Below are 23,020 nucleotides of genomic sequence, written 5' to 3'. Positions count from 1 at the left end.
AAACGATTGCACCTGCGGCTTTGGCGTATTCGGAGCGGGTGCCGGGATATCGGGCCCCGATGCTCCCGGGAGCCGGGGCTCCGATACGCCGGGACTGAGGGGCTAGAAGTTCTCCGTTTCGTCCACGAGGTGGCGCAGTACGTCCGTCAGGTCCTGGCGGCGCGCGAACGCCACGCGTTGGCGGTGGGCGCCCGAGCCGTCGCGGAGGAGCCCGCCCAGTGTCTTGGCCGCGTGGTCGAGGTCACCGGTGGCGGCCAGTTCCGGAGCCACCAGGTCCAGCAGGGCCTCCGCGAGGTCGGCCGCCGGCAGTTCGGCGCCCGTGTACGGGTCGAGCCCGAACCCCTCCAGGCCGTCGTGGGCCGCCCGCCAGCGCGCGAGGCGCAGTACGTCGTCCCGCAGGGCCGGGTCGGGGCGCCGCTCCGCGATCTCGCGCAGCGCCGTGGCCACGAGCGCGCGGACCAGCTCCGCCTGGAGGATGGCCGTGTCGATGTACGGGGACATGTCGGGCGCCCGGATCTCGAGCGTGGGCCAGTTCCCGGACGGGCGGAGGTCCCAATAGACCATCTTCGTGTCCAGGGCCGCCCCGGAGCCGAGCAGGGTCTGCACCGAGCGCCGGAAGTGGGCCGTGGACGTGAAGTGCGGGGGCAGGCCCGCCGAGGGCCAGCCCGACCAGGCCATCGCCCGCCAGCTGGCGTGACCGGTGTCACGGCCACCCCAGAACGGCGAGTTGGCGGCCAGCGCGATCAGCGTGGGCAGCCAGGGTCTGACCCGGTTGGACACCGCGACCGCCGTGTCCACGTCGAGCGTGCCGACGTGGATGTGCCGGCCGCAGCTCACCAGGGTGTCGGTGAGCGCGCCGAAGCGGCGGTGCTGCTCGCGCTGGCGCGGCTCGTCGTCGGTCAGGTGCAGGGGCCCCTCCACGGCCACGACCGGCGAGGGGGCGGCCAGCAGACGGCAGCCGTGGGCGCGGGCGGCCCGCCCGAGGGTACGCCGCCGGGCGGCGAGCTCCTCGCGCAGCGAAGCCGCCGAGTGGGCGATCGGGGTGGAGATCTCCACTTGGTAGCGGGTGCCTTCGGCATGCAGCTCGCCCGGCAGCCCGCCCGCCGTGGCGAGGACGAGCGGGGCGGCGGGGACCACCCGGAAGGTGCGGGCGTCGACGAGCAGGAATTCCTCCTCGACTCCGACGGTGAGGGGGACGGTGGGGCGCACCGTGTTCTGCGCGGTGCCGGTGCTCGTGGTGCTGTTGCCAGGTTCGATCACTACGCCTCCCTGGACATACGAGTCTTTTCATCATGAGCTGAACACGTGGCGAGCAGCGCACGCCGATTCAGTCAAATGTCCGGTGATAGTGGCGAGTTACCGGCAAAATTCGCCCGCGTCGGGGCCGGGGGGCTGGGTGGGGCGAATGTTGCGGGTGGGTGAAAGGGGCGGATCGGAACCCCTGGTGCCGGGCGGCCGGCGGTTACCATCCGTTGTGACCAGTACGACCGCGCCTACCCGGACCCGACGGCGAATATTCGCCGACATCACGCCCCTGCGCACCTCGCCGGACTACCGGCGGCTGTGGATCGGCGGCACGATCTCCTGGCTCGGCCAGGCGATGACCGCGCTCGCGATCTCGCTCCAGGTCTACGACATCACCCGCTCCAGCTTCTCCGTCGGACTCGTCGGGCTCTTCACGCTGGTCCCGCTCATCGCCTTCGGGCTCTACGGCGGCGCCATCGCCGACACCGTGGACCGGCGCAAGCTCGGCCTCTACAGCTCCCTGGCCGCGGCCGGGCTGTCGGTGGCACTGGCCGCCGCCGCGCTCCTCGACTACCACCGGGTCTGGTTCCTGTACGCCGTCGTCGCGCTCCAGGCGGTGTGCGGGGCGCTCACCAACCCGGCCCGGTCCGCGATGATCCCGCGGCTGCTGCCGGCCGAGCAGCTGCCGGCCGCCAACGCGCTGAACTCCGTGACCATGACCTCCGGGATGATGGCCGGCCCGATGCTGGGCGGGCTGATCGTCGGCTGGTGGGGCTACCAGGCCGCCTACCTGATCGACGCCGTGACCTTCGGCGCCGCCCTCTACGCCATGTGGCGGCTGCCGTCGATGAAGCCCGACCGGGAGAGCGGCGCGCGGGGCAGGGCCTCCGTCGTCGACGGCCTGCGGTTCCTCGGGACCCGGCCCAACATCCGCATGACCTTCTTCTCCGACATGGCGGCCATGGTGCTGGCCCACCCCCGGGCGCTGTTCCCGGCCATCGCCGGGCTCTGGTTCGGCGGCGACGCCAAGACCGTGGGCCTGCTGGCCGCCGCGCCCGCCGTCGGGGCGCTGCTGGGCGGGCTGTTCTCCGGCTGGCAGGGACGCATCCGCCGGCACGGGGTGGCGATCCTGCTCTCCGTCGCCGCCTGGGGGCTGGCCGTCGCCGTCTTCGGGCTCACCCGGAACCTGTGGCTCGGGCTGTTCTTCCTCGCCTTGGCCGGCTGCGCGGACACCATTTCGATGGTGTTCCGCACCACGATGCTGCAGGCGGCCACGCCGGACGAGATGCGGGGGCGTCTTCAGGGCGTGTTCATCGTGGTCGTCGCGGGCGGGCCGCGGCTCGGGGACTTCCTGGCCGGGACGGTCGCCGATCTGACGTCTCCCGCGGTGGCGGTCACGGGTGGGGGGCTCGCGTGCGTTCTCGTGCTCGGGTTGCTCGCGCTGCGGTGGCGGGGGTTCGCCCGTTACGACGCCCGTACGCCCCAGGCTTAGCCCCGGCCGCCGGGTCCCGCCCCCGGGTGGTGGCCCCGGTGTGCCGCTGCGCGGAGCGGGTCCCCTACGCGCCCTTCCACCGTTCCCCGGGGCGCTGCCCCGGACCCCCGCGCCTCAAACGCCGGCGGGGCCGGGTCGGCTACGCGTCCACCGGTTCCCGGGTGCGGTCGCCGCCCGCCGAGCCGGTGTTGGTGGTGCCGGTCGGCTCGAAGAGGAGGATCGCCGTCTCCTCGTCCGCCGCCGGGCAGTGCTCCACCCCGCGCGGGACGACGTACAGCTCGCCGGGCCGCAGGACGACGTCGCCGTCGCGGAGGCGGATCGTCAGGGTGCCGCTGATCACGAGGAAGAGCTCGTCGGTGTCCTCGTGGGAGTGCCAGACGAACTCGCCCTGGATCTTGGCGGCCTTGACCTCGTAGTCGTTGACGCGGGCCAGGCGGCGCGGGGCCCACTGCTCGTCGAAGGCGGACAGCTTGCGCGCGATGTTCACGGGGGTGTTCGGTGTCATGGGAGCAGGCTGCCGGGCCGGGCGCGGGCGGTCTTGTACGTTCCTGACATGGCCGCGATACGTCCGCGCAGCACCGTCTCCGCCTGGCAGCCGCCGGTCCCCGGGATCGCCGAGGTCTTCCACGCCCGGTTCACCGACCACGCCTACCCGGCGCACGTGCACGACACCTGGGCGCTGATGATCCTGGACGGCGGGCGGGTCGACTTCGCGCTGGACCGCGAGCGGCACGGCGTCGGGGTCCGGGACGCCGTGGTCCTGCTGCCTCCCGGGGTCGTCCACGACGGGCGGACCGTCACCGAGGCCGGCTTCCGCAAGCGCGTGCTGTACCTCGACGCCTCCGTTCTGCCCGAGGGACTCACCGGCGCCGCCGTCGACGCCCCGCTGCTGCTCGACCCGGTCCTGCGGGAGCGCGTCCACGGCCTGCACCGGGCGCTCGGCACGCGGGCGCTGCCCGCCGGGGCGGTCGAGCGGCTGGAGGCCGAGTCGCGGCTGGCCTTCGTACGGGAACGGCTGCACCGGTGGCTCGCGGGGCGCGTGCCGGCGGCGTACGGGGCGCCGGGTGCGGGGCTCGCGGTACGGCTGCGCGAGCTGATCGACGCGCGGGTGACCGAGGGGATCGGCCTGGAGGAGGCCTCGGCGGAGCTGGGGAACGTCCATCCCACGCACCTGATCCGGAGCTTCCGGACGGCGTACGGGCTGCCGCCCCACGCGTACCTCACGGGACGTCGGGTGGCGCTGGCGCGGCGGCTGCTGCTGGCGGGGATGCGGCCGGCCGAGGCGGCCGTGGCGGCGGGCTTCTACGACCAGGCGCACCTGGCGCGGCACTTCGGGCGGCACGTCGGGACCAGTCCGGCGAGGTTCGCCCGATCCGGCCGGATGTGAAGGGGAGTTGGCCGGTTCGTTGCCATCGTGTTGCGCGGTCTTCCGCTTTCTTTCGATTCGGCATATGACAGTTCGGTAGTTCTGAAATCGAATCGTGTCCGTCGAATCAGGAGGAAGGCCTTCATGCGCCTTCGTACGCTCGCCACCACCGCGGCAGCCGCCGCGGCGCTCTCCGGCATGCTCGTGCCGCCCGCCGTCGCGGCCCCGAAGGAGGACCGGTCCTGCTCGCCGTACCTCTCCGTCGCGGGCTACTCCGACGCGCTCGACAAGACCACCCTCGACGGGCGCCTCGTCGGCGGCATTTCCGGGCTCGCGGTCGACCGGGACGGCACGGTCGCCGGGATCTCCGACAAGTCGGCGCTGTACTCGCTGGAGGTGGGCCGCGGCGACACCCCGGCCGCCCGGGCCACCGCGCGGCTCCCGCTGACGGACGGCGCCGGGAAGGCGGTCGACTCCGAGGGGATCGTCGTCGACCGCGACGGGACGTACCTGGTCACCGACGAGTTCGCGCCCGCCATCCGGCGCTACGGCCGCGGCGGGGAGGTGCTGGGCACGCTGCCGATCCCGGACGCCCTCCGCCTCGCGCCGCAGGGGCGGGCCACCGCGAACCAGACCTTCGAGTCGCTGACGCTGCTGCCCGGCGGGCGCACGCTGGTCGCGGGCGTCGAGGGGGCGCTGGCCGGAGACGGGAAGGACGCGCAGGGGCGGACCCTGCAGCGGATCCAGACCTGGGAGCGGCGCGGGAACGGGGAGTTCACGCCGGGACGGCAGTACGCGTACCCGGTGGATGCCGGGCACGGCCTCGTCGAGCTCGCCCCGACCCTCGACGGCCGGCTGATCGTCCTGGAGCGGGGCTTCACGCAGCAGTTCAAGATCACCGCACGGCTGTACGTGGCCGACCCGCTGGGCGCGACGGACACCTCGGCGGTGGAGACCCTGGCGGAGGGGCCGGGGCTGCGGGTCGCGCGCAAGACGCCGCTCGGGGACTTCGACGACTGCCCGACGCTGGGGGCGCCCTCGAAGCTGCCGCAGAACCACCCCCTGGTGGACAACATCGAGGGCATGGCCGTGACCGGCCACGACGGGCTCGGCCGGGTGCGGCTGCTGCTGGTCAGCGACGACAACGAGCTTGCGCAGCAGGTGACGCGGCTGTACCGGATGGACGTCCGGCTGCCGGCGCGCGGCCGCTAGGGGACGTCCGGGGTGACGATGCCGCGGGCGACGCCCAGGGCGACCAGGTCCTGGGGGCGGATGCGGAGTTGGCCGGCGGTGGCGGGGGCGGCCTCCGGGGGGCGCTTGAGGATGGCGGCCGCCAGTTCCGGGGCGATCACCGAGAAGTAGCTGTCCGGGGTGACCCAGGTGTTGCCCGGTGCGGCCAGGGCGAGGGCGCCGCCGGAACCGCCCTCGCCGATCAGGAGGGTGGTGACGGGGACTGCCGCTGCGGCCAGCGCCGCGAAGGTGTCCGCGATGGCGGCGCCGGCGCCCGCGTGTTCGGCGGCGGCGTCGTTGGCCGCGCCGGGGGTGTCCACCAGGGTGAGTACGGGGATGCCGAGCCGGTCCGCGAGGCGGATGACGCGGGCGGCCGTACGGTACCCCGCCGGGCGGGTGGCGGTGCCGCACTGGGCGGCGTACGCCACGGCCCGGCCCTCGCGCAGCCCGAGTCCGCACAGCATGCCGGGGTCGGTGCCGCCCGCGCGGTCCCCGGAGAGGGGGAGGCGGAGGGCGAAGTACGCGTCCAGGTAGGCCTCGGCGTGCGGCCGGTCCGGATGGCGGGCCTGTCGGACGGCGTCCCAGCCGGTGGCGGGTTCCGCTACTCCCCCGGCTACCACCGGGAGGTGCCCCCAGGCCAGTGCGGCCGGGGGCTCGACGGGTTCGGTGGCGCGGGGCGCGGCCAGGACGCGCAGCCAGTCGGAGAGGGTGCCGGGCAGGTCGGCCGGGGGGACGACGGCGTCCACGTGCCCGGCGGCGTACTGCCCCTCGGCGGAGTACGCCGCCGGGTCCGCGTCCGCCGGGCGGACGCGGGAGCCGGCGAAGCCGACCTGGGCTCCGGGGAGCGCGAGGACCACGTCGGCCCCGGCTCCGAGGGTGGCCCAGCCGCCGCCGGTGGTGGGATCGCGCAGGACGGCGATTTGGGGGAGCCCGGCGGCCCGGGTCAGGACGCTCTGGCGCGCCACGCGCTGGAGCTGGGTCAGCGCGAGCATGCCCTCCTGCATGCGGGAGCCGCCGGTGGCGATCAGGGAGACGAGGGGGAGGCGGTGCTCGCGGGCGTGCGTGTAGGCGGCTTCGAGGCGGTCTCCGGTGCGCTGGCCGAGCGAGCCGCCGAGGAAGCCGAACTCGAAGGAGATCACGGTGGCTTCGTGGCCGCCGATGAGGGCGGTGCCGGTGACGACGGACTCCTGCTCGCCGGTCCGCTGCGCGGCGCGGGCGCGGGAGTCGTCGTAGCCGGTCCAGGCCAGGGGGCCGTCGGCGGGGGACTCCCGGTGGGGGGCGGGGAGTTCGGCGAAGCTGCCGGGGTCGGTCACGGAGGCGATGGCTGCGCGGGCCGAGAGGCGGGTCGTCGTCACGGGCCCACCCTAGGCGCTGCGCGCGCCCGCCCCCACGGGGCTCCGCCCCGGACCCCGCGCCTCAATCGCCGGCGGGGCTGGATTTGGCCGGCCGAGTGTGCGGGTGCGACTCAAAGATCGGGGCTCTGCCCCGGACCCCGTGCCTCAAGCGCCGGCGGGGCTGGATTTGGCCGGCCGAGTGTGCGGGTGCGGCTTCAGGATCGGGGCTCCGCCCCGGACCCCGTGCCTCAAGCGCCGGCGGGGTTGGATTTGGCCCCCCGAGCGTGCGGGTGCGGCTCAAAGATCGGGGCTCCGCCCCGGACCCCGCGCCTCAATCGCCGGCGGGGCTTGGTGTGCCTGGCCCGAGTACGCCGGTGCGGCTCAAAGAGTGGGGCTTCGCCCCGGACCCCGTGCCTCAAGCGCCGGCGGGGTTGGATTTCGGTTACAGCGGGGACTCCCACGTCAGCGTCGTTCCGTGGGCTCCCGACTCCGTGCGGCCGTCGTCCGAGACCGTCAGGCGGACGCGGGAGGGGACGGCGTCGACCTCGACCTCGATGGAGGTGACCTCCGGGCGGCGGTGGGCCGCGGCCAGGGCGGTGCGGAGGGCGGAGAGGAGGTCGGCCGTCACCTGGTCCGGGAGCATCGCGTCCACCGCCCCCGCGAAGTGCACCGACGGCTGGAAGCCGAACAGGACCGCCGCCCCGCCCGTTTCGCGCAGGACCCGCCCCCGGAAGGTCGTCGGGGCGTCCGTCGGCGGCTGCTGGAGGGCGAAGATGGCCGTCCGGACCTCCTGGATGGTGGAGTCCAGCTCGTCGACGGCCCGGCCCAGCTCCTCGCCCACCGTGTCCCCGGCGGCCGCGGCCGCCGACCGCTTCTTCGTGCTCTCCAGCATCATCTCCGTCGCGAACAGCCGCTGGACCACCAGGTCGTGCAGGTCCCGGGCGATCCGGTCGCGGTCCTCGTAGACGGCCAGCTGCTCGCGGTCGTGCTGCGCGTCCGCCAGGACGAGCGCCAGCGCCGCCTGTGAGGCGAACTGCGAGGCCAGCAGCCGGTCCACCGCGTCGTACGGGCGCCCGCCCCGGGCGCGCGGCAGGGCCAGGGTGCCGATCAGCTGGCCGCCGCTCTGGAGCGGGAGCATCATGCTGGGCCCGAACCGCTTCCGTACGCGGGTGGTCATCCGAGGGTCCGTGGCCGAGTCCTCTATGAAGACCGGCTCGCCGCCCAGGAGCTGTTCCAGTACCGGCGATCCGGGGGCGATGGTCGTCCCCACGAGGTTCCCGGGGTCCCCGTGCGTGGAGGCGGCGACGATCTCCATGCCGCCCTCGGGGGTCGGCTGGAGGATCACCCCGGCCGCCGCGTCCGCCAGCAGCCGGGCCCGTTCCGCCACGCACATCAGCGCGTCCGCGGCGGGCCGGCCGGCCAGCAGGGTCGTCGTCACGGCGGCGGCGCCCTCGATCCAGCGCTCCCGGCGGCGCGCGGTCTCGTACAGCCGGGCGTTGCCGATCGCTATGCCCGCCTGCGAGGCGAGGACGCGTACGAGGGCGAGATCGTCCTCGGTGAACGGGCCGCCGCCCGCCTTCTCGGTGAGGTAGAGGTTGCCGAAGACCTCCGTGTGCACCCGGATCGGGACGCCCAGGAAGCTGCGCATCGGCGGGTGGCCGGGCGGGAACCCGGCGGACCTGGGGTCCTGGGTGAGGTCGTCGAGCAGGAGCGGGCGCGGATCGCTGATGAGGGCCCCGAGCAGGCCGGAGCGCCCGTCCGGCAGGCGCGGGATGGCGGCGCGCTGCTCTTCGGTCATCCCGGCCGTGAAGAGCTCGGTCAGCCGGACGCGCTCGGGGTCGACGACCCCGAGCGCTCCGTAGCGTGCCGCGCAGACCTCGACGGCCGAGTCCACGATGTGCTGGAGGGTGGCGTGCAGTTCCAGCTCGGAGCCGACGCTGAGGACCGCCTCCAGCAGGACCGGGAGGCGCGCCGGCTCCTGCCCGGCGTCGGTCATTCGGCCAGTGGGTTCAGAACCATGGGGGCGATCTTCCCTTCGAGCATCGCGCCGAGACCCAGTACGGCGCACACGTCCGGGCGTTCGGCGATGGCGACGGGCATGCCGGTGGCGTCGTGCAGCATCTGGTCCAGGCCGGGCAGCAGGGCGCTGCCTCCCACCATCATGATCCCCCGGTCCGTCAGGTCGGCGACCAGGTCCGGCGGGCAGTCCCGGAGCACCTTGCCGATGCCGTCGAGGACGGCGGTCAGCGGGGTGTGGATGGCGTCCCGTACGGCCGCGGTGTCCACGTGGACGGAGCGGGCCAGCCCGGTGGCCACGTCGCGGCCGTGGATCAGGGTGGAGGCCGGCCCTTCCGGGGTGATGCCGTTGCCGTGCAGGGCCAGCTGGAGCGGCCGGACGGCCTGGCTGGGCAGCATCAGCTCGTGCGCGTGGCGCAGGTGCTGGACGACGGCGTGGTCGATGGCCTCGCCGCCGACGGGGATCCGCTCGGCGGTGACGATCGAGCCGAGGGAGAGGACGGCCACCTGGGTGGCCGCGGCCCCGCACACCATGATCATCGTCGCGGTCGGCTGCTCCACGGGCAGTCCGCAGCCGACGGCGGCCGCGATCAGGGTGTCGACGAGTTCGACGTGCCGGGCGCCGAGCCCGACCAGGGTCTCGACGGCCGCCCGCTGGGCGAGCGGGTCGGCGTCGTACGGGGTGCAGGCGGCGGCCCGCAGTCGCGGCTTGCGGCGCAGGGCGCGCCGCAGCTTCTCGCCGAGGAGGTGGCGCAGCATCCGCTGGGCCATCTCGATGTCGACGACGGTGCCGCCGGAGACGGGGCGCACGACCCGGATGTAGTCGGGCGTACGGCCCGTCATCCGCTCGGCGAAGGTTCCGACGGCGATGAGGGCGCCGGTGCGGGTGTTGACGGCGGCCACGCTGGGCTCGTCGACGACGAGGCCCGCGCCCTTGACGTACACGCGGGTCCTGGCCGCGCCCAGGTCGACGGCGACGTGGCAGCGGCGCAACTGCTCAAGACTGACGGTCACGGCAGATCCTCCCGAGAGCGCTGACGCAAGATGACCGGCGGAATGCCGGTTGGTTTTCATATCATCTCGGGCATTTCGGACTTATCGCCCGTTGAGCTGCTCCGGCCGGGGGGTGCGTCGCGCCTGCATGGGGGTGGATTTCTGTACCGACAGGCAGCACGATGCCCGCACCGCACGCGCTACCCACGCGTAACAAGGTAAAGGGGACTCGATGCTGACGACCCGCCAGAGGTTACTGGCGCTCCTGACGCTCTGCCCGGTGCTGCTCGCGCCTCTCTCGGCCCATGCCGCCGACCGGGTCCCGGCCGGGGTCTCCGGCGTGGCGGCCGCGCCGCGCAATCCGGTGGTCTTCGTCCACGGTTACAACGCCGATCCGGGTGTCTGGGGCTCCCTGCGCGGGGACCTGCGGGCGGCCGGGTACGCGGATTCGGAGCTCTTCTCCTGGGGTTACGACACGCACCAGTCGGTCAACGAGGTCCTCTCCGGCCGGCTCGCCGCCTACGTCGAGGACGTCCGCCGGCAGACCGGCGCGGCCAGGGTCGACGTGGTCTCGCACTCCTTCGGCTCCCTCGTGAGCCGCTGGTACGTCAAGTTCGGCGGCGGCACGGCCACCGTGGGCCACTGGGCCTCGCTGGCCGGGCCCAACCGCGGCACCTCCACCGCGTGGGCCTGCGCCCTGTGGGACCAGGCCTGCCGGGACATGACCCCCGGCTCGTACGTGGTGCGGAACCTGAACGCCGGGGACGAGACCCCGGGCGCGGTGAAGTACGCGACCTTCTGGTCGAACTGCGACGAGGTGGTCAACCCTGACGACAGCGTTCCGCTCACCGGGGCGGTCAACACGCCGGTCGGCTGCCTCAAGCACAACGACCTGCTCGGCGACGACGGGACCTCGGCGGGCGTCCGCGCCTTCCTGGCCTCGTAGGACTCAGGCCCCGGGCTCCCCGAAGGACACCCGCTGGAGCAGGCCGTACGTGAACTCCGCCACGCAGGAACCGCCCCGCGCGGCGAACGCCAGCCGCCAGCGGGTCGGCGCGGTGCCCTCCATCGGCCGCACCGGGGCGAAGGCCCGCGCCACCTCGTCCACCGTCGCCGACCAGGGCCGCAGATCGTCCGCCGACTCCAGTACGGGCCCCGGCGCGCCCGGGGCCCGTACCAGCCACTCGTTCCACACCGCCCCGTCCGGCGCGGCCAGCACCTCGAAACGCAGGTCCGGCCAGAGCGGCACCGGCCACAGCAGGGCCTCGCACTCCAGATCGCCGATCGTGCGACGTTCGGCGGACTCCGGCGGGCCCAGCACCGAGCGGTAGCGGGCCAGGGCCCCGCGGGAGCGGGGTGAGCGGACCATGGCCTGCCAGCGCTTGTTCGCCTCGCGCTGGTCCGCGAGCGAGGCCCCCAGCCTGCGGCGGGCCTCCTCGGCCAGGTCCGGCTGGAAGTCCGCCATCCGCCGCAATAGCACGAGCTGGAAGGCCATCGGCCCGAACGATGTCATGCACGCCACGATTCCACACAGGATCCTTACGTTCCCGGGATACGGATGTGCCCTTCGACCGCGTAGCCTGCGGGCGCCATGAACTACTGCCCTGCATGCCGGAGGCACCTCAACGGCGCACTGGCGTGCGCCGGGTGCGGTACCCCGGCCGAGTACCTCGTAGCCGTCGCGCCCGGCGGCCCGCCCGTGCCCACGGCTCCCGTGGCCGAGCCCGGACCGCCGACGGCGCTCGCCGACGTGTTCGCCGACTCGCTCGTCGTGCTGTCCGCGCCGAACGAGCGCCGCACCGGCGCGCGCCGCCGCGCCGCGCACCGGCGCCGCCGCCGCACGATGCTGACCATCGCGCTCGGCATGCTGATCGCGGCGGGCGGCTCGCTGGTCGTCGCCCGGATGGTCGACGACGGGGACCGCTCCGACCGGGCCGCCACGGTGGTGCTGACCGACGACGCGGGGCCCAAGGCGCCCGATCCGCTGCCGAGCCTGACGGGAGCCCCGGCCGCGCCCTCGGCCCTGCCGTCGCGGCAGGGCGGGACGGCGAAGGCCACCGCGAGCGGGGCGAAGACGGCCGGGCCCGGCGTCTCCGCCGCGGCGGTGACGCAGTCGGCACCGGCGTCGTCCGCCCCCGCGCCCGCGACATCGGCGGCGGCCTCCCCGACCCCCGGCCCGGGGTCCACCGTAAAACCGAAGGGGAAGCCCTCGCCGAGCGCCACCGGCGGCACGCAGCCGCCCTCCCCGACGCAGCCGGCGCCCACGAAGACGCCGAAGCCGAAGCCGAGCGACGACTGCTGGTTCTTCTGCGGCTGGTTCTGAACCGCCCGGTCAGCCCAGCATCCGCTTGAGCAGGTCCCGCAGGACCGCCCGCTCGGCCGTGGACAGCCCGGCCAGCGGCTCGCGCGCGAAGTCGAGCGACTCGCGCAACCGGTCCGCGGTCTGCACGCCCTCCTCGGTGGGGGCGGCGAGCTTGACCCGGCGGTCGGCCGGGTCGGGGCGGCGCTCGACCAGGCCGCGGCTCTCCAGGCGGTCGATGATGCCGGTCACGTTCGACGGCTCGCAGCGGAGCTTCTGCGCGATCCGGCGCATCGGCAGCGGCTCCAGTGACAGCAGGTTCAGCACGCGGGCCTGGGCGCCGGTGAGCTGGTGGCTGGCGGCCGCGTGCTCGTACTCCATGTGGTAGCGGGCCACGACGTCGCCGATGAGCTCGACGACCTCGACGGTCACTGGGTCTACTACGCGACGACTGGGCATGGATCCAGAGTACCCATTTACTTGACAACATGAAATATCCAGGCGCATGGTTGTTTCACCTAGTGAAGCAATTTCGTTCTTACCAGGAGCGCCGCATGTCCGAGATTCCCGCCATCAGCCGCGAGTGGCACCTCGTCCGTCGCCCGCAGGGCTGGCCCGTCGCCGAGGACTTCGCCCTGCGCGAGGTGCCCGTGTCCGCCGAGCCCGCCCCCGGCCGGATCCTCGTGCGCAACCTCCACATGTCGGTGGACCCGTACATGCGCGGCCGGATGAACGACGTGAAGTCGTACATACCGCCCTTCCAGCTGGACCAGCCGATGGACGGCGGCGCGGTCGGCGAGGTCGTCGCCTCCGCCGCCGAGGGCTTCGAGGTCGGCGACCACGTCCTGCACGGTCTGGGCTGGCGCGAGTACGCGGAGTTCGAGGCGAAGCACGCCACCAAGGTCGACGCCTCGCTCGCCCCGCTCTCCGCCTACCTCGGCGTACTGGGCATGCCGGGCCTCACCGCCTACGCCGGCCTCTTCGAGGTGGCCTCCTTCAAGGAGGGCGACTCCGTCTTCGTCTCCGGCGCGGCCGGTGCGGTCGGCAGCCTCGTCGGTCAGTTCGCCAAGATCAAGGGCGCCTCGCGCGTGATCGGCTCCGCCGGCTCGGACGAAAAGGTGACGCTCCTCACGGAGAAGTACGGCTTCGACGCCGCCTTCAACTACAAGAACGGCCCCGTCGGCGAGCAGCTGCGCGGCTCCGCCCCCGAGGGCGTCGACGTCTACTTCGACAACGTCGGCGGCGACCACCTGGAGGCGGCCATCTCCGCCATGAACGTGAACGGCCGGGCCACCCTCTGCGGCGCGATCGCCCAGTACAACGACACCGAAGCCGCCCCCGGCCCGCGCAACCTCGTGCAGGTCATCGGCAAGCGGCTGCGCCTCCAGGGCATCCTCGTCAACGACCACGCCCACCTCCAGCAGCAGTTCGTCAAGGACGTGGCCGGCTGGCTGCGCTCCGGCGAGCTGCGCTACGACGAGACGGTCGTCGAGGGCGTCGAAAACGCGGCCTCCGCCTTCCTCGGACTGATGCGGGGCGAGAACACCGGAAAGATGATCGTTTCTTTCACCGGTTAGGCTCATCCCACGCCGTCGTGACCGTGGGCGCGAGTCGCGGCGATTACCAGGAGGATCTTCTTACATGTCCATCCAGCAGTCCGACGTCGCGTACACCGCTGTTGCCACCGCGGAGAACGGCCGCGACGGCCGCGTCGCCACCAACGACGGCAAGCTCGACGTCGTCGTGAACCCGCCGAAGGAGCTCGGTGGCAGCGGCGCCGGCACCAACCCGGAGCAGCTCTTCGCCGCCGGCTACAGCGCCTGCTTCCAGGGCGCCCTGGGCGTCGTCGCCAAGAACGAGAACGCCGACATCTCCGGCTCCACCGTCACCGCCGAGGTCGGCATCGGCAAGAACGACGAGGGCTTCGGCCTGATCGTCAAGATCTCCGCCTCGATCCCGAACGTGGACGCCGCCACCGCCAAGGACCTCATCGAGAAGGCCCACCAGGTCTGCCCGTACTCCAAGGCCACCCGCGGCAACATCACCGTCGAGCTCGCCGTCTGATCCGGCCGCAGCTCAGCGAAGGCCGCACCCCGGACCGGGGTGCGGCCTTCGCCGTAAACTGGCGCCATGCGTGATCTTGCGGGGGGTTTCCGGTATCTGCTGGCCGGACAGCGATGGGTGTTCGGCCACGGCCGCTGGCTCGGCTTCGGCCTGCTGCCCGGGCTGGTGTCCCTCGTCCTGTACGCGGGCGCACTGATCGGGCTCGGCTACGGCGCCGACGACCTGACCGCCTGGGCCACGCCCTTCGCCGACGACTGGTCCTCGCCGTGGCTCGGGCTCTTCCGCGGCTTCCTGACCGCGCTCGTCTTCTGCCTCGGGCTCTTCCTCGCCGTCATCACCTTCACCGCCGTGACCCTGCTCATCGGCCAGCCGTTCTACGAGTCCCTCTCGGAGCAGGTCGACCGCAGCGAGGGCGGCGAGGTCCCCGAGTCCGGGCTGCCGCTCTGGCGGGAGCTGTGGATCTCGGCCCGGGACAGCCTGAAGGTGCTCGGCCGGGTGCTGCTGTACGGGATCCTGCTGTTCGCCCTCGGGTTCATCCCGGTGGTGGGGCAGACGGTGGTCCCGGTGCTCGGGTTCTGCGTCTCCGGATACTTCCTGACCCAGGAGCTCACCTCCGTCGCCCTCCAGCGCCGCAAGGTGGAGCTGGACGAGCAGCTGGCGCTGATGCGCTCGCGGCGGCTGCTGGTACTGGGCTTCGGGGTGCCGCTGGTGCTGGCGTTCCTGGTCCCGCTCGTCGCGGTGTTCCTGATGCCGGGCGCGGTGGCCGGGGCCACGCTGATGGTGCGCGACCTGCTCCGGTCCGAGGAGCCCCCGGCGGCCGAAACCGAGCCCGCGGCCGGCGGCTTCGGCCCGCCACCTCCCGCGTACACCTGACCAAGTCCACGGTGCGTTCTCGGCCGTTCCGTCTAGCCTGGTGAAGAGCGAGCAGGTGGGAGGGGTGCGCGATGGCGGTGGCACAGAGGCCCGGAGCGGATCACTGCGGGGTCGCCGCGGCGATGGGCGTGATCGACGGGAAGTGGAAGGTCTCGGTCCTGTGGGAGCTGGAGCAGCGCCCGCGCCGCTTCGGTGAACTGCGCCGGCTGGTCCCGGGAGTCTCGGAGAAGGTGCTCGCCGCCCAACTGCGCGAGCTGGAGACGGACGGCATCGTCCACCGGGAGGTGTACGAGGAGGTTCCGCCGCGCGTCGAGTACTCGCTGACCCCCCTGGGCGAGGAGCTGAACATCGCCCTGGGAGCCCTGGGGGAGTGGGGCACCAAGCACCTCCTGCCCGACTCGGCCTGACGGCCGGCGCCCGGCCCGCCCGCCGGCTACGCGCGCGGCTCCACCCACAGGGCCTCGCCGACCGCGCACAGCTCCCCGCCGGCGGTGGCCAGCGCCGTGCCCACGCCGTACTTGCGGCCCGAGGCGGAGAGCAGCCAGGAGTACGAGACGAGCCCCTCACCCACCGGCACCGGCCGCAGCAGCCGTGCGGTCAGCGCGGCCGTGACCGCACCGGCCTTCCGGCCGTCGAGGAACCGGCCGGCCGCGTTGCCGGGGCAGTCCAGCGCGCCCCACACCAGCTCGGGCGGCAGCAGCCCGTCCGCGCCCGCGAGTTCGGCCCCCGGGGTCCAGGCGGTGGCGACCAGCCCGCGGCCGTCCGGCACCGGACCGCAGTGCAGGCGCAGGCCGGTGGCGGGGGTCCGGTCCAGGCCGCAGCCGAAGCAGTCGGTCTGGCCGTCCGGCGGAGCCGCGCGGTAGGCCGCGGCCGCAGCCTCGGCCTGCGCCCAGGAGGGGGCCGCGGGAGCCTCGCCGGCGAAGGCCGCGGGGACCGCGGCGGCCAGCAGCAGCTCGCCGTCGCTCAGCGCGCAGCCGCCGTCCGGTGTCGCGGCGATCCGGACCGCGCTGCCGGTGGGCACGGGCCGCCGGAAGTCCACCCGTACGCTCTGCGCGGCGGACCGAGCCGCCAGCACGCCCGCCACGTAGCCGCCGAAGGCCACCCCGGGATAGCCGTGCAGGCGTTCCGGAACCGTGATCGTCTCGAAGTCGCTCATGCCCGCCACCCCATCACACGGGGGCCGTCACCACACAGGGCGTACGGTCGTCCGCCTCGGCGAGCAGGTCGCCGCCCGGAGCCCAGAGGGCCGCGCCCCCGCAGCCGGTCCACGGGCCCGCCGGGCCGACGTGGTTGGCGAGGACCACGTACAGGCCGTGCCCCTTCGCGATCCCCGGGTACACGGTGGCGCGCTCGCCGATCCCGTCGCCCGTGCCGTACAGGGAACTCGCGAGGTGGACCCGGCAGCCGTCGGCCGCGGCCCGGGCGGCGAGCTCCGGGAAGTGGTTGTCGTAGCAGACGCCCAGCGAGAAGCGGATCCCGCCGAGTTCGAACCGCCCGTCGGCCGTGCCGGGCTCGAAGAGGTCCTGCTCGTGCCGGAAGAGGTGCTGCTTCGCGTAGGTGGTCACGTGCGCGCCGTCCGCGTCGTACACCAGTGTGGCGATGAAGGGCCGGGGTCCCTCGGCGGGCGGCAGCGCGACGTTGACCGCGGTGGCGATGCCCGCGGAGCGCAGCGGATCCAGGCGCGGGTCGTCGGCGCCGGTCCACAGCCCCGGGTCGGCGGCCAGCGCCGCCAACTCGTAGCCGGTGAGCGTGAACTCGGGGAACACCACCAGCCCGGCACCCTCCGCGCGGGCCGAGGCGGCGAGTGCGGCGGCCCGGGCGGCGTTGGCGGGCACGTCGGCGGGGACACAGGTCAGTTGCGCTGCGGCGATCTTCACGAGGCCAGGATGTCAGCCTGCCCGTTCCGCGATCCGGGCAGCTCCCCGCGACGGCGTACGAAGCCCAGCTCCACCAGGTTGAGGGCGGTCACCACCGCCGTCAGCAGCGCCAGCGCGGCGAGCGAGGGCAGCAGCGCGGCCACGGGCAGCAGGGCCAGTACGGCCGCGGCCGCCACCAGCCGGGTCACCGACCAGGACCGGAAGAGGTGCCAGCGGGTGTAGCCGAAGGTGGCGAGGAACAGGGCGCAGCCCCCGTAGAGGAGGGCGGCCACGCCCGGCGGGAGCCGGTCGCCGGGGTGGGTGGCGGCCTCGGCCATGCCGACGGCCATCGCGATGATCGAGGCGATCAGCGAGAGGTGCCCGTACGAGAGGACCTGCCGGGCCACGTCCGCCCGTACGTCAGCGGTCTCCAGCCCGTGCCGCACCGCCGTGGCGGCCAGGTGGAAGTAGACCCACCACAGGCTGCACACCAGGGCGAAGGCCATGGCGACCGCCGCCAGGGAACCGGTCGACAGGTGCGGGGAGGTGGCGGCCGGGGCGCCCACGGCAACGATCGACTCGCCCAGCGCGATCATCACGAACAGGCCGAACCGCTCGGCGAGGTGACCCGAGTCGAACTCCAGCCGCATCATGGCCCGCCGGGTCAGCCGGGGCGCGGCCAGGTCCACGGTGGCGGCCAGCGCCCACAGCCCCGTCCGGGCCCAGCCGTCGAGGAAGCCGCCGGCCAGCAGCAGGGGGCCGCTGAGCACCACCGACAGGGTGACCGGGGTCGGGCGCAGGCGCCGCGAGCGGCCGTGCGCCAGGGCGGCGAGGACCAGGCGGGCGCTGAAGTACGCGCCGGCGAAGAGCAGTCCGCGGTCCCCGTACGCCTCGGGCAGCGCGAGGGCCATCATCAGGGCGCACAGCCCGGCGGCGAAGAGGGCGAGCCGGTCCAACGGGTTGTCCGCGTCATGGGTGTTGGCGTGCACGGTGTTGCCGACCCACACCCAGTAGATCGGCACGAAGGCGATCAGGGCGCGCAGGGTGCCCTCCCACCCGTGGTCGTGGTGCAGCAGCGCCGACACCTGGGTCACGGCGAACACCAGCACCAGGTCGAAGAACAGCTCCGACCACGCGACCTTCTTCTCGGTTTCCATCCCCAGCCCCCCGCTGTAGAACTCCGGGGAACAGGATGCCGGGCCCGTTTCCGCGGCTACGCGGCGGGCCCCCGCAGCAGGGTCAGGAAGGAGCGGAACGCCGCCGGCATGTCCACCGACTCCGGGGCGAGCAGCCACTGGTACTGGAGGCCGTCCATGACCGCCGTCAGCAGCGGGGCGGCCTGCTCCGGGGTAAGGCCCGAGGGGAGGCGCTCGCCGAACTCGGCGCGCAGCACCGCCGCCATCTCCCCGCGGACCTGCGCGTAGCGCTCGGTGAAGAACTCCCGGGCCGGATGGCCGTCGGTGACGCTCTCGCCGAGCAGGGCCGAAAAGGTCTGCACGATCCCCGGGCGCATGGCGTTGTACTCCACCAGCGAGGCCAGGAGGTCCAGGCGCCAGGCGTCCGCCGAGGCGCGCGAGCCCCCGCCCGTGTCCCAGCGGTCGCGCTCCTCCAGCACGGCGACCAGCAGGGCCTCCTTGGTCGGGAAGTAGTGCAGCAGCCCCTGCTGGGTCAGGCCCACGCGTTCGGCGACCGTGCCCAGGGACGCGCCCCGGTAGCCGCGTTCCGCGATCACCTCGAGGGCCGCGCGGACGATCTCACCGCGCCGCTCCTCGCTCCTCGCCCTGGCCATCGCCCCGCACCCCTCTCGCTCGCACCTCAGCAGGACCGTACGACATCCGAGCATCACGAACAGATTACGAACCCTACCGCTCTACAGGTAACGGGTCCACGATGAGGGCACCGCACCGCTCAACCGCACCGCACTCAACGAGGAGGCACGGCCGTGACCGATGCCGATCAGGTCCGCAACACCCGCTGCGGCAGCAGCAAGATTGAAGAGCGTGTCGAAGTGGCGCTCGGGAAGCTCGATCTCGACACCAAGGCCCGGCTCCTGGCCGGCCAGGACATGTGGTCGCTGCCCGCGATCCCCGAGATCGGGCTGCAGTCCCTGGTCATGTCCGACGGCCCCATCGGGGTGCGCGGCGTGCGCTGGACCGCCGACGACCCGTCCATCGCCCTGCCCTCCCCGACCGCGCTCGCCGCCGCCTGGGACCCGGCCCTCGCCCGCCGCGCCGGGCGGCTGCTCGCCCAGGAGGCCCGCCGCAAGGGCGTCCACGTCCTCCTCGCGCCCACCGTCAACCTGCACCGCTCCCCGCTGGGTGGCCGGCACTTCGAGTGCTACTCCGAGGACCCCTGCCTGACGGGCGCCGTCGGCAGCGGCTACGTGAACGGCGTCCAGGACGGCGGGGTCGGCACCACGGTTAAGCACTTCGTCGGCAACGACGCCGAGACCGAGCGGTTCACCGTCGACAGCGTCATCGCCCCGCGCCCGCTGCGCGAGCTGTACCTGGCGCCCTTCGAGGCCATCGTCGCCAATGCCCACCCCTGGGGCATCATGACCGCCTACAACCAGGTCAACGGCACGACGATGACCGAGCACCGGTACCTGGTCAACGAAGTCCTGCGCGGCGAATGGGGCTTCGACGGCTACAACGTCTCCGACTGGATGGCCGCCCGCTCCACCACCGGCGACATCCAGGGCGGCCTCGACGTGGCCATGCCCGGCCCGCAGACCGTCTACGGGCCCGCCCTCGCCGAAGCCGTCCGCGCCGGCGAGGTCCCCGAGTCCGCCGTCGACGAAGCCGTGCGCAACGTCCTGCGCCTCGCCGCCCGCGTCGGCATCCTGGAGGGTGCGCCCGCCGTCGTCGGCGAGGTTCCGGCCCCCGTCGACGGGCAGGCGCTGGCCCGCGAGCTGGCCGCCCGCGGCTTCGTCCTGGTCCGCAACGAGAACGGCACCCTGCCCCTCGATGGCGCCGCCGGCGGCACCGTGGCCCTGATCGGCGCCGCCGCCCGCGATGCCCGCGTCCTCGGCGGCGGCTCCGCCACCGTCTTCCCCGAGCGGATCGTCTCTCCGCTCGACGGGCTCACCGCCGCGCTCCCGGACGGCGCCCTGACCTTCGCGGTCGGCGCCGACCCCTCCGACGAACTCACCCCCGCCGACAAGGGCTTCGAGCTGCGTGCCGTGTGCCGCGACGCCTCCGGCAACGTCCTCGGCGAGGGCAGCCTGCCGACCGGCCAGGTGCAGTGGATCGGCGATGACCTGCCCGCGGGTGCCTCGTACGAGACCATGGCGAGCATCGAGGTCACCGGAACGTTCCTGCCGCGCGAGAGCGGCGAGCACGCCTTCGGCACCCGGGGGCTGGGCGCCTTCGCCCTCGCCGTCGGCGGCGAGGGCCTGTGGGACGGCGTCCAGCAGATGGGCAACGAGGCCGACCCCTTCGAGGCCTTCTTCGGCGCCCCCAGCGAGCGCGCCCGGATCACCCTCACCGAGGGCGAGCCCGTCGAGGTGTCGCTGACCTTCCAGGTCCCGGACATGACCACGCTGCCGCTCAAGGCGATCATGTTCTCGCTGCTGCACCTCGGCCCGCGGCGCGACCCCGACGAGCTCATCGCCGAGGCCGTGGAGGCCGCCCGCGCCGCCGACACCGCCGTCGTGGTCGTCGCCACGACCGAGCGCGTGGAGTCCGAGGGCTTCGACCGGCGCGACCTCACCCTGCCGGGCCGTCAGGACGACCTGGTCCGCGCCGTCGCCGCCGTCAACCCGAACACCGTGGTCGTCGTCAACGCCGGCTCCCCCGTGGAGCTCCCGTGGCGCGAGGAGGTCGCCGCGGTGCTGCTGACCTGGTTCCCCGGGCAGGAGGGCGGGGCCGCGCTGGCCGACGTACTGCTCGGTGACGCGGAGCCGGGCGGGCGTCTGCCCACCACCTGGCCCGCGCGGTTCGCCGACGCGCCCGTCACCGAGGTCGTCCCGACCGAGGGGCGCCTGGAGTACCGCGAGGGGCTCTTCATCGGCTACCGGGCGTACGAGGCCCAGGGCATCGCGCCCGCCTTCCCCTTCGGGCACGGCCTCGGCTACACCGACTGGACCTACGACTCCCTGGAGGTCACCGGCACCACCGCCCGGGTCCGCCTCACCAACACCGGCACCCGGCCCGGCCGCGAGGTGGTCCAGGTCTACCTGGCCCCCGTGGCGGACAGCGTGGAGCGCCCGGCGAGCTGGCTGGCCGCCTTCGCGGGCGTCGAGGCCGGGCCCGGCGAGAGCGTCGAGGCCGAGATCGCCCTGCCCGCCCGGGCCTTCGAGATCTGGGACGAGGAAGCCCGCGGCTGGCAGCGGATCGGCGGCTCCTACGAGGTTCGCGCGAGCCACGCGCACGGGGACACGCGGCTGACGGCGACGCTCGACATCCCGTAACACACCGTAACCACAGGAATGGCCGGAAATCACCCCTCATCGGGGCCATAAAAAGACCGGGCAGGGGGCGGGCCCTGACACCCGCCCCCTGCCCACCGGCCGTCAACGCGGCGGCTGCGCCGCCGTCACCTGGCGGTGCGCCAGTTCCGCCAGCCGCGCCTGCCCGTCCTTGCCCGGATGGAACCAGTCCCAGCGGCTCAACTGATCGGCGGCGAACGGGTACTGGAAGACCGCGCCGCCGTCGTAGCGGCACAGCGCGTCCTTCGCGCACACCTCGCGGAGCGCCTCGTTGTACTCGACCACCCGCGCCCGCACCTGCTCGCGCCGGGCCGTCGCCCCCGTGGCCGCCGACAGCGGGTCGGCGAGCATCGACTGACAGATGCCCAGCTTCCAGACCTGGCGGACCATCGGGCTGTCCTTGCCCTGCTCCCACAGCCGCTGGAGGTCCGGGACGCTGGAGACGTACACCTGGGAGGTGGGCGAGGCGGTCCGCAGGTCCGCGAGCGCCTTCTCGAAACCGGACCGGAACTCCGCCACCGAGGTCATCGACGAAGCCGTGGGCCGGCAGGCGTCGTTCGAGCCCACCATCACCGTGACCAGGTCGGGTTTGTGCACGGCCGCCTCGGCCAGCTGCCCCGGCAGGTCCGCCATCCGCGAGCCGGTCGCCGCGAAGTTCCAGCTGCGGGCCGGGGCCTCGGCGTCCCCGAGCAGGCGCGTGGCGAGGGAGCGGACCGCCGGGTCGCTGCCGGTGGCCCAGGAGACCTCGGGGCAGTCGGCGAGCACCGAACAGGCGTCGAAACCCCGCGTGATGGAGTCACCCACGGCCGCGATCGAGGCGGGCGCCGTGTTCCAGCGCGGGGCGGCCTGCGCCCCGCGGTCGCCGCCCTCGGGCGACCCGCCCGGCCCGCATCCGGCCACCGTCGCCGCCAGCAGCACGGCCGCCGCAGCCGATCCCGCCCCCGTGAGGGTCCGGCGCGCGCGGCGGCGCGCAGCGGTGGTGCGCATCGGGATGGTCCCCTTCTTGACGCCCCCACACCATTCGGGGGGTCCTGCTGAGTGAAAGCTCTGTGTTTACCGGCCTTGGAGCGACCGTACGTCACACCATGACCCCTGACGCACGGTAGCTTTTTCCCGTGGCGTTTCGGCCGCAGGTCCCGTTGCGCAATGTCAAATAATTTCCGTTACATTACATCACGTCACATACTGTCCGTTTTCTGGAGTTTATTCCCGACCTCGTCCCACACTGGAGGTCCCGGTGACGACACGTGGAGTTCTGTACGTGCACTCCGCACCGCGCGCGCTCTGCCCGCACGTGGAATGGGCGGTTGCGGGCGTGCTCGGGGTGCGGGTGAACCTCGACTGGATCAGGCAGCCCGCCTCCCCGGGCACCTGGAGAGCCGAGTTCTCCTGGCAGGCCGAACCGGGCACCGCCTCGAAGCTCGCCTCCGCCCTGCGCGGCTGGCACCTCCTGCGCTTCGAGGTGACCGCCGAACCCTGCCCGACCGCCGAAGGGGAGCGCTACAGCTCCACTCCGGAACTCGGCATCTTCCACGCCGTCACCGGTATGCACGGCGACATCCTGATCCCGGAGGACCGGCTGCGGGCCGCCCTCGCCCGGTCCGCGCGCGGCGAGACCGACCTGGAGGCGGAGATCGCCAAGCTGCTCGGCAAGCCGTGGGACGACGAACTGGAGCCCTTCCGCTACGCGGGCGAGGGCGCCCCGGTCCGCTGGCTCCACCAGGTGGTCTAGGGTCTGTTGCGAAAGTGGATCTTGTTCGTTGATGATCACGTCTCGTGGGACGTGGAGATCTGACGAACGGCCAGTGGGCCCGGCTTGAGCC

At 73.4% G+C, this 23,020-nt stretch carries 23 protein-coding genes; 11 read left to right on the top strand and 12 right to left on the bottom strand.

The annotated features are described in order from the left end of the window. Positions 1 to 102: 102 nt before the first annotated feature. Positions 103 to 1,260 (bottom strand): glutamate--cysteine ligase, encoded by a 1,158-nt coding sequence (locus ACFTXQ_RS33170; RefSeq protein WP_382648298.1) that lies wholly within the window; start codon positions 1,258 to 1,260, stop codon positions 103 to 105. Between the two features lie 214 nt (positions 1,261 to 1,474). Between ACFTXQ_RS33170 and ACFTXQ_RS33165 the strand changes: the two genes are divergently transcribed. Continuing rightward, a complete protein-coding gene (locus ACFTXQ_RS33165) occupies positions 1,475 to 2,737 on the top strand; it encodes an MFS transporter (protein WP_382648296.1) in 1,263 nt (420 codons plus the stop codon). Between the two features lie 139 nt (positions 2,738 to 2,876). Here ACFTXQ_RS33165 and ACFTXQ_RS33160 read toward each other — a convergent pair whose 3' ends face one another. Next, positions 2,877 to 3,242: a cupin domain-containing protein gene (locus tag ACFTXQ_RS33160; RefSeq protein ID WP_382648293.1), complete on the bottom strand. Its 366-nt coding sequence runs from the start codon at positions 3,240 to 3,242 to the stop codon at positions 2,877 to 2,879. Between the two features lie 48 nt (positions 3,243 to 3,290). On the opposite strand from ACFTXQ_RS33160, the gene ACFTXQ_RS33155 reads away from it, so the two are divergent. Continuing rightward, entirely contained in the window at positions 3,291 to 4,124 is an 834-nt protein-coding gene (locus ACFTXQ_RS33155) for a helix-turn-helix domain-containing protein (protein ID WP_382648290.1), read from the top strand. Positions 4,125 to 4,247: 123 nt separating this feature from the next. Then, on the top strand, positions 4,248 to 5,315 hold the full coding sequence (locus ACFTXQ_RS33150) for an esterase-like activity of phytase family protein (protein ID WP_382648288.1): 1,068 nt from the start codon (positions 4,248 to 4,250) through the stop codon (positions 5,313 to 5,315). Here the strand turns inward: ACFTXQ_RS33150 and ACFTXQ_RS33145 are convergent. The 3 genes from ACFTXQ_RS33145 to ACFTXQ_RS33135 all read right to left on the bottom strand — a co-directional run bounded on the left by ACFTXQ_RS33145 (position 5,312) and on the right by ACFTXQ_RS33135 (position 9,697). Then, entirely contained in the window at positions 5,312 to 6,688 is a 1,377-nt protein-coding gene (locus ACFTXQ_RS33145) for a carboxyl transferase domain-containing protein (protein WP_382648285.1), read from the bottom strand. The genes ACFTXQ_RS33150 and ACFTXQ_RS33145 overlap by 4 nt on opposite strands. Positions 6,689 to 7,109: 421 nt before the next feature. After that, on the bottom strand, positions 7,110 to 8,663 hold the full coding sequence (locus tag ACFTXQ_RS33140; RefSeq protein ID WP_382648282.1) for a GAF domain-containing protein: 1,554 nt from the start codon (positions 8,661 to 8,663) through the stop codon (positions 7,110 to 7,112). Then, complete coding sequence (locus ACFTXQ_RS33135) at positions 8,660 to 9,697, bottom strand: rod shape-determining protein (RefSeq protein WP_382648280.1); 1,038 nt, start codon at positions 9,695 to 9,697, stop codon at positions 8,660 to 8,662. The genes ACFTXQ_RS33140 and ACFTXQ_RS33135 overlap by 4 nt, the downstream gene beginning before the upstream one ends. A gap of 211 nt (positions 9,698 to 9,908) precedes the next feature. On the opposite strand from ACFTXQ_RS33135, the gene ACFTXQ_RS33130 reads away from it, so the two are divergent. Then, positions 9,909 to 10,622 (top strand): esterase/lipase family protein, encoded by a 714-nt coding sequence (locus ACFTXQ_RS33130; RefSeq protein WP_382648277.1) that lies wholly within the window; start codon positions 9,909 to 9,911, stop codon positions 10,620 to 10,622. A 3-nt stretch (positions 10,623 to 10,625) separates the two neighbouring features. Here ACFTXQ_RS33130 and ACFTXQ_RS33125 read toward each other — a convergent pair whose 3' ends face one another. After that, positions 10,626 to 11,189, bottom strand: coding sequence for a hypothetical protein (locus ACFTXQ_RS33125; protein WP_382648274.1), 564 nt, complete (start codon positions 11,187 to 11,189; stop codon positions 10,626 to 10,628). A gap of 78 nt (positions 11,190 to 11,267) precedes the next feature. Between ACFTXQ_RS33125 and ACFTXQ_RS33120 the strand changes: the two genes are divergently transcribed. After that, positions 11,268 to 11,999 carry a hypothetical protein gene (locus ACFTXQ_RS33120; protein WP_382648271.1) on the top strand — a complete coding sequence of 244 codons (732 nt, stop codon included), beginning with the start codon at positions 11,268 to 11,270 and terminating at the stop codon, positions 11,997 to 11,999. A 9-nt stretch (positions 12,000 to 12,008) separates the two neighbouring features. Here ACFTXQ_RS33120 and ACFTXQ_RS33115 read toward each other — a convergent pair whose 3' ends face one another. Next, entirely contained in the window at positions 12,009 to 12,434 is a 426-nt protein-coding gene (locus ACFTXQ_RS33115; RefSeq protein WP_382648268.1) for a MarR family winged helix-turn-helix transcriptional regulator, read from the bottom strand. Between the two features lie 95 nt (positions 12,435 to 12,529). Between ACFTXQ_RS33115 and ACFTXQ_RS33110 the strand changes: the two genes are divergently transcribed. The 4 genes from ACFTXQ_RS33110 to ACFTXQ_RS33095 all read left to right on the top strand — a co-directional run bounded on the left by ACFTXQ_RS33110 (position 12,530) and on the right by ACFTXQ_RS33095 (position 15,319). Beyond that, entirely contained in the window at positions 12,530 to 13,552 is a 1,023-nt protein-coding gene (locus ACFTXQ_RS33110; protein ID WP_382648266.1) for an NADP-dependent oxidoreductase, read from the top strand. Between the two features lie 64 nt (positions 13,553 to 13,616). Further along, positions 13,617 to 14,039: an organic hydroperoxide resistance protein gene (locus ACFTXQ_RS33105; protein ID WP_382648263.1), complete on the top strand. Its 423-nt coding sequence runs from the start codon at positions 13,617 to 13,619 to the stop codon at positions 14,037 to 14,039. A gap of 66 nt (positions 14,040 to 14,105) precedes the next feature. Then, complete coding sequence (locus ACFTXQ_RS33100; protein ID WP_382648260.1) at positions 14,106 to 14,912, top strand: EI24 domain-containing protein; 807 nt, start codon at positions 14,106 to 14,108, stop codon at positions 14,910 to 14,912. 71 nt (positions 14,913 to 14,983) lie between these two features. Further along, entirely contained in the window at positions 14,984 to 15,319 is a 336-nt protein-coding gene (locus tag ACFTXQ_RS33095; RefSeq protein WP_382648258.1) for a winged helix-turn-helix transcriptional regulator, read from the top strand. Positions 15,320 to 15,345: 26 nt separating this feature from the next. Here the strand turns inward: ACFTXQ_RS33095 and ACFTXQ_RS33090 are convergent, their stop codons facing one another. From ACFTXQ_RS33090 to ACFTXQ_RS33075, 4 genes are read right to left on the bottom strand one after another with little or no spacing between them, the layout of a single operon-like run. Next, entirely contained in the window at positions 15,346 to 16,068 is a 723-nt protein-coding gene (locus ACFTXQ_RS33090; RefSeq protein WP_382648255.1) for a hypothetical protein, read from the bottom strand. A gap of 13 nt (positions 16,069 to 16,081) precedes the next feature. Beyond that, complete coding sequence (locus tag ACFTXQ_RS33085) at positions 16,082 to 16,789, bottom strand: carbon-nitrogen hydrolase family protein (protein WP_382648252.1); 708 nt, start codon at positions 16,787 to 16,789, stop codon at positions 16,082 to 16,084. Further along, a complete protein-coding gene (locus tag ACFTXQ_RS33080) occupies positions 16,786 to 17,925 on the bottom strand; it encodes a low temperature requirement protein A (protein WP_382648249.1) in 1,140 nt (379 codons plus the stop codon). The genes ACFTXQ_RS33085 and ACFTXQ_RS33080 overlap by 4 nt, the downstream gene beginning before the upstream one ends. 56 nt (positions 17,926 to 17,981) lie before the next feature. Then, the gene (locus ACFTXQ_RS33075; protein ID WP_382648246.1) at positions 17,982 to 18,557 is read right to left on the bottom strand and encodes a TetR/AcrR family transcriptional regulator; all 576 of its coding nucleotides are present in this window, start codon (positions 18,555 to 18,557) and stop codon (positions 17,982 to 17,984) included. Positions 18,558 to 18,710: 153 nt separating this feature from the next. Here ACFTXQ_RS33075 and ACFTXQ_RS33070 point away from each other — a divergent pair, with 153 nt between their 5' ends. Further along, a complete protein-coding gene (locus tag ACFTXQ_RS33070; RefSeq protein ID WP_382648244.1) occupies positions 18,711 to 21,179 on the top strand; it encodes a beta-glucosidase in 2,469 nt (822 codons plus the stop codon). Positions 21,180 to 21,281: 102 nt separating this feature from the next. Here the strand turns inward: ACFTXQ_RS33070 and ACFTXQ_RS33065 are convergent, their stop codons facing one another. Next, a complete protein-coding gene (locus ACFTXQ_RS33065) occupies positions 21,282 to 22,184 on the bottom strand; it encodes an SGNH/GDSL hydrolase family protein (protein WP_382648241.1) in 903 nt (300 codons plus the stop codon). A gap of 250 nt (positions 22,185 to 22,434) precedes the next feature. Between ACFTXQ_RS33065 and ACFTXQ_RS33060 the strand changes: the two genes are divergently transcribed. Then, on the top strand, positions 22,435 to 22,929 hold the full coding sequence (locus ACFTXQ_RS33060) for a DUF3145 domain-containing protein (RefSeq protein ID WP_215013748.1): 495 nt from the start codon (positions 22,435 to 22,437) through the stop codon (positions 22,927 to 22,929). The last annotated feature ends 91 nt before the right edge of the window (positions 22,930 to 23,020 follow it).

The sequence above is a fragment of the Streptomyces sp. NPDC057010 genome, from assembly GCF_042673805.1.
In the GTDB taxonomy this organism is placed as follows: Bacteria; Actinomycetota; Actinomycetes; order Streptomycetales; family Streptomycetaceae; genus Streptomyces.
This window is presented reverse-complemented; position numbering and strand designations above follow the sequence as displayed.

Coding starts and splice junctions, on each gene's coding strand:
- ACFTXQ_RS33160 (WP_382648293.1), bottom strand. CDS start 3,242: ATGACACCGAACACCCCCGTGAACATCGCGCGCAAGCTGTCCGCCTTC.
- ACFTXQ_RS33155 (WP_382648290.1), top strand. CDS start 3,291: ATGGCCGCGATACGTCCGCGCAGCACCGTCTCCGCCTGGCAGCCGCCG.
- ACFTXQ_RS33150 (WP_382648288.1), top strand. CDS start 4,248: ATGCGCCTTCGTACGCTCGCCACCACCGCGGCAGCCGCCGCGGCGCTC.
- ACFTXQ_RS33140 (WP_382648282.1), bottom strand. CDS start 8,663: ATGACCGACGCCGGGCAGGAGCCGGCGCGCCTCCCGGTCCTGCTGGAG.
- ACFTXQ_RS33130 (WP_382648277.1), top strand. CDS start 9,909: ATGCTGACGACCCGCCAGAGGTTACTGGCGCTCCTGACGCTCTGCCCG.
- ACFTXQ_RS33125 (WP_382648274.1), bottom strand. CDS start 11,189: ATGACATCGTTCGGGCCGATGGCCTTCCAGCTCGTGCTATTGCGGCGG.
- ACFTXQ_RS33120 (WP_382648271.1), top strand. CDS start 11,268: ATGAACTACTGCCCTGCATGCCGGAGGCACCTCAACGGCGCACTGGCG.
- ACFTXQ_RS33115 (WP_382648268.1), bottom strand. CDS start 12,434: ATGCCCAGTCGTCGCGTAGTAGACCCAGTGACCGTCGAGGTCGTCGAG.
- ACFTXQ_RS33110 (WP_382648266.1), top strand. CDS start 12,530: ATGTCCGAGATTCCCGCCATCAGCCGCGAGTGGCACCTCGTCCGTCGC.
- ACFTXQ_RS33105 (WP_382648263.1), top strand. CDS start 13,617: ATGTCCATCCAGCAGTCCGACGTCGCGTACACCGCTGTTGCCACCGCG.
- ACFTXQ_RS33100 (WP_382648260.1), top strand. CDS start 14,106: ATGCGTGATCTTGCGGGGGGTTTCCGGTATCTGCTGGCCGGACAGCGA.
- ACFTXQ_RS33095 (WP_382648258.1), top strand. CDS start 14,984: ATGGCGGTGGCACAGAGGCCCGGAGCGGATCACTGCGGGGTCGCCGCG.
- ACFTXQ_RS33090 (WP_382648255.1), bottom strand. CDS start 16,068: ATGAGCGACTTCGAGACGATCACGGTTCCGGAACGCCTGCACGGCTAT.
- ACFTXQ_RS33080 (WP_382648249.1), bottom strand. CDS start 17,925: ATGGAAACCGAGAAGAAGGTCGCGTGGTCGGAGCTGTTCTTCGACCTG.
- ACFTXQ_RS33075 (WP_382648246.1), bottom strand. CDS start 18,557: ATGGCCAGGGCGAGGAGCGAGGAGCGGCGCGGTGAGATCGTCCGCGCG.
- ACFTXQ_RS33065 (WP_382648241.1), bottom strand. CDS start 22,184: ATGCGCACCACCGCTGCGCGCCGCCGCGCGCGCCGGACCCTCACGGGG.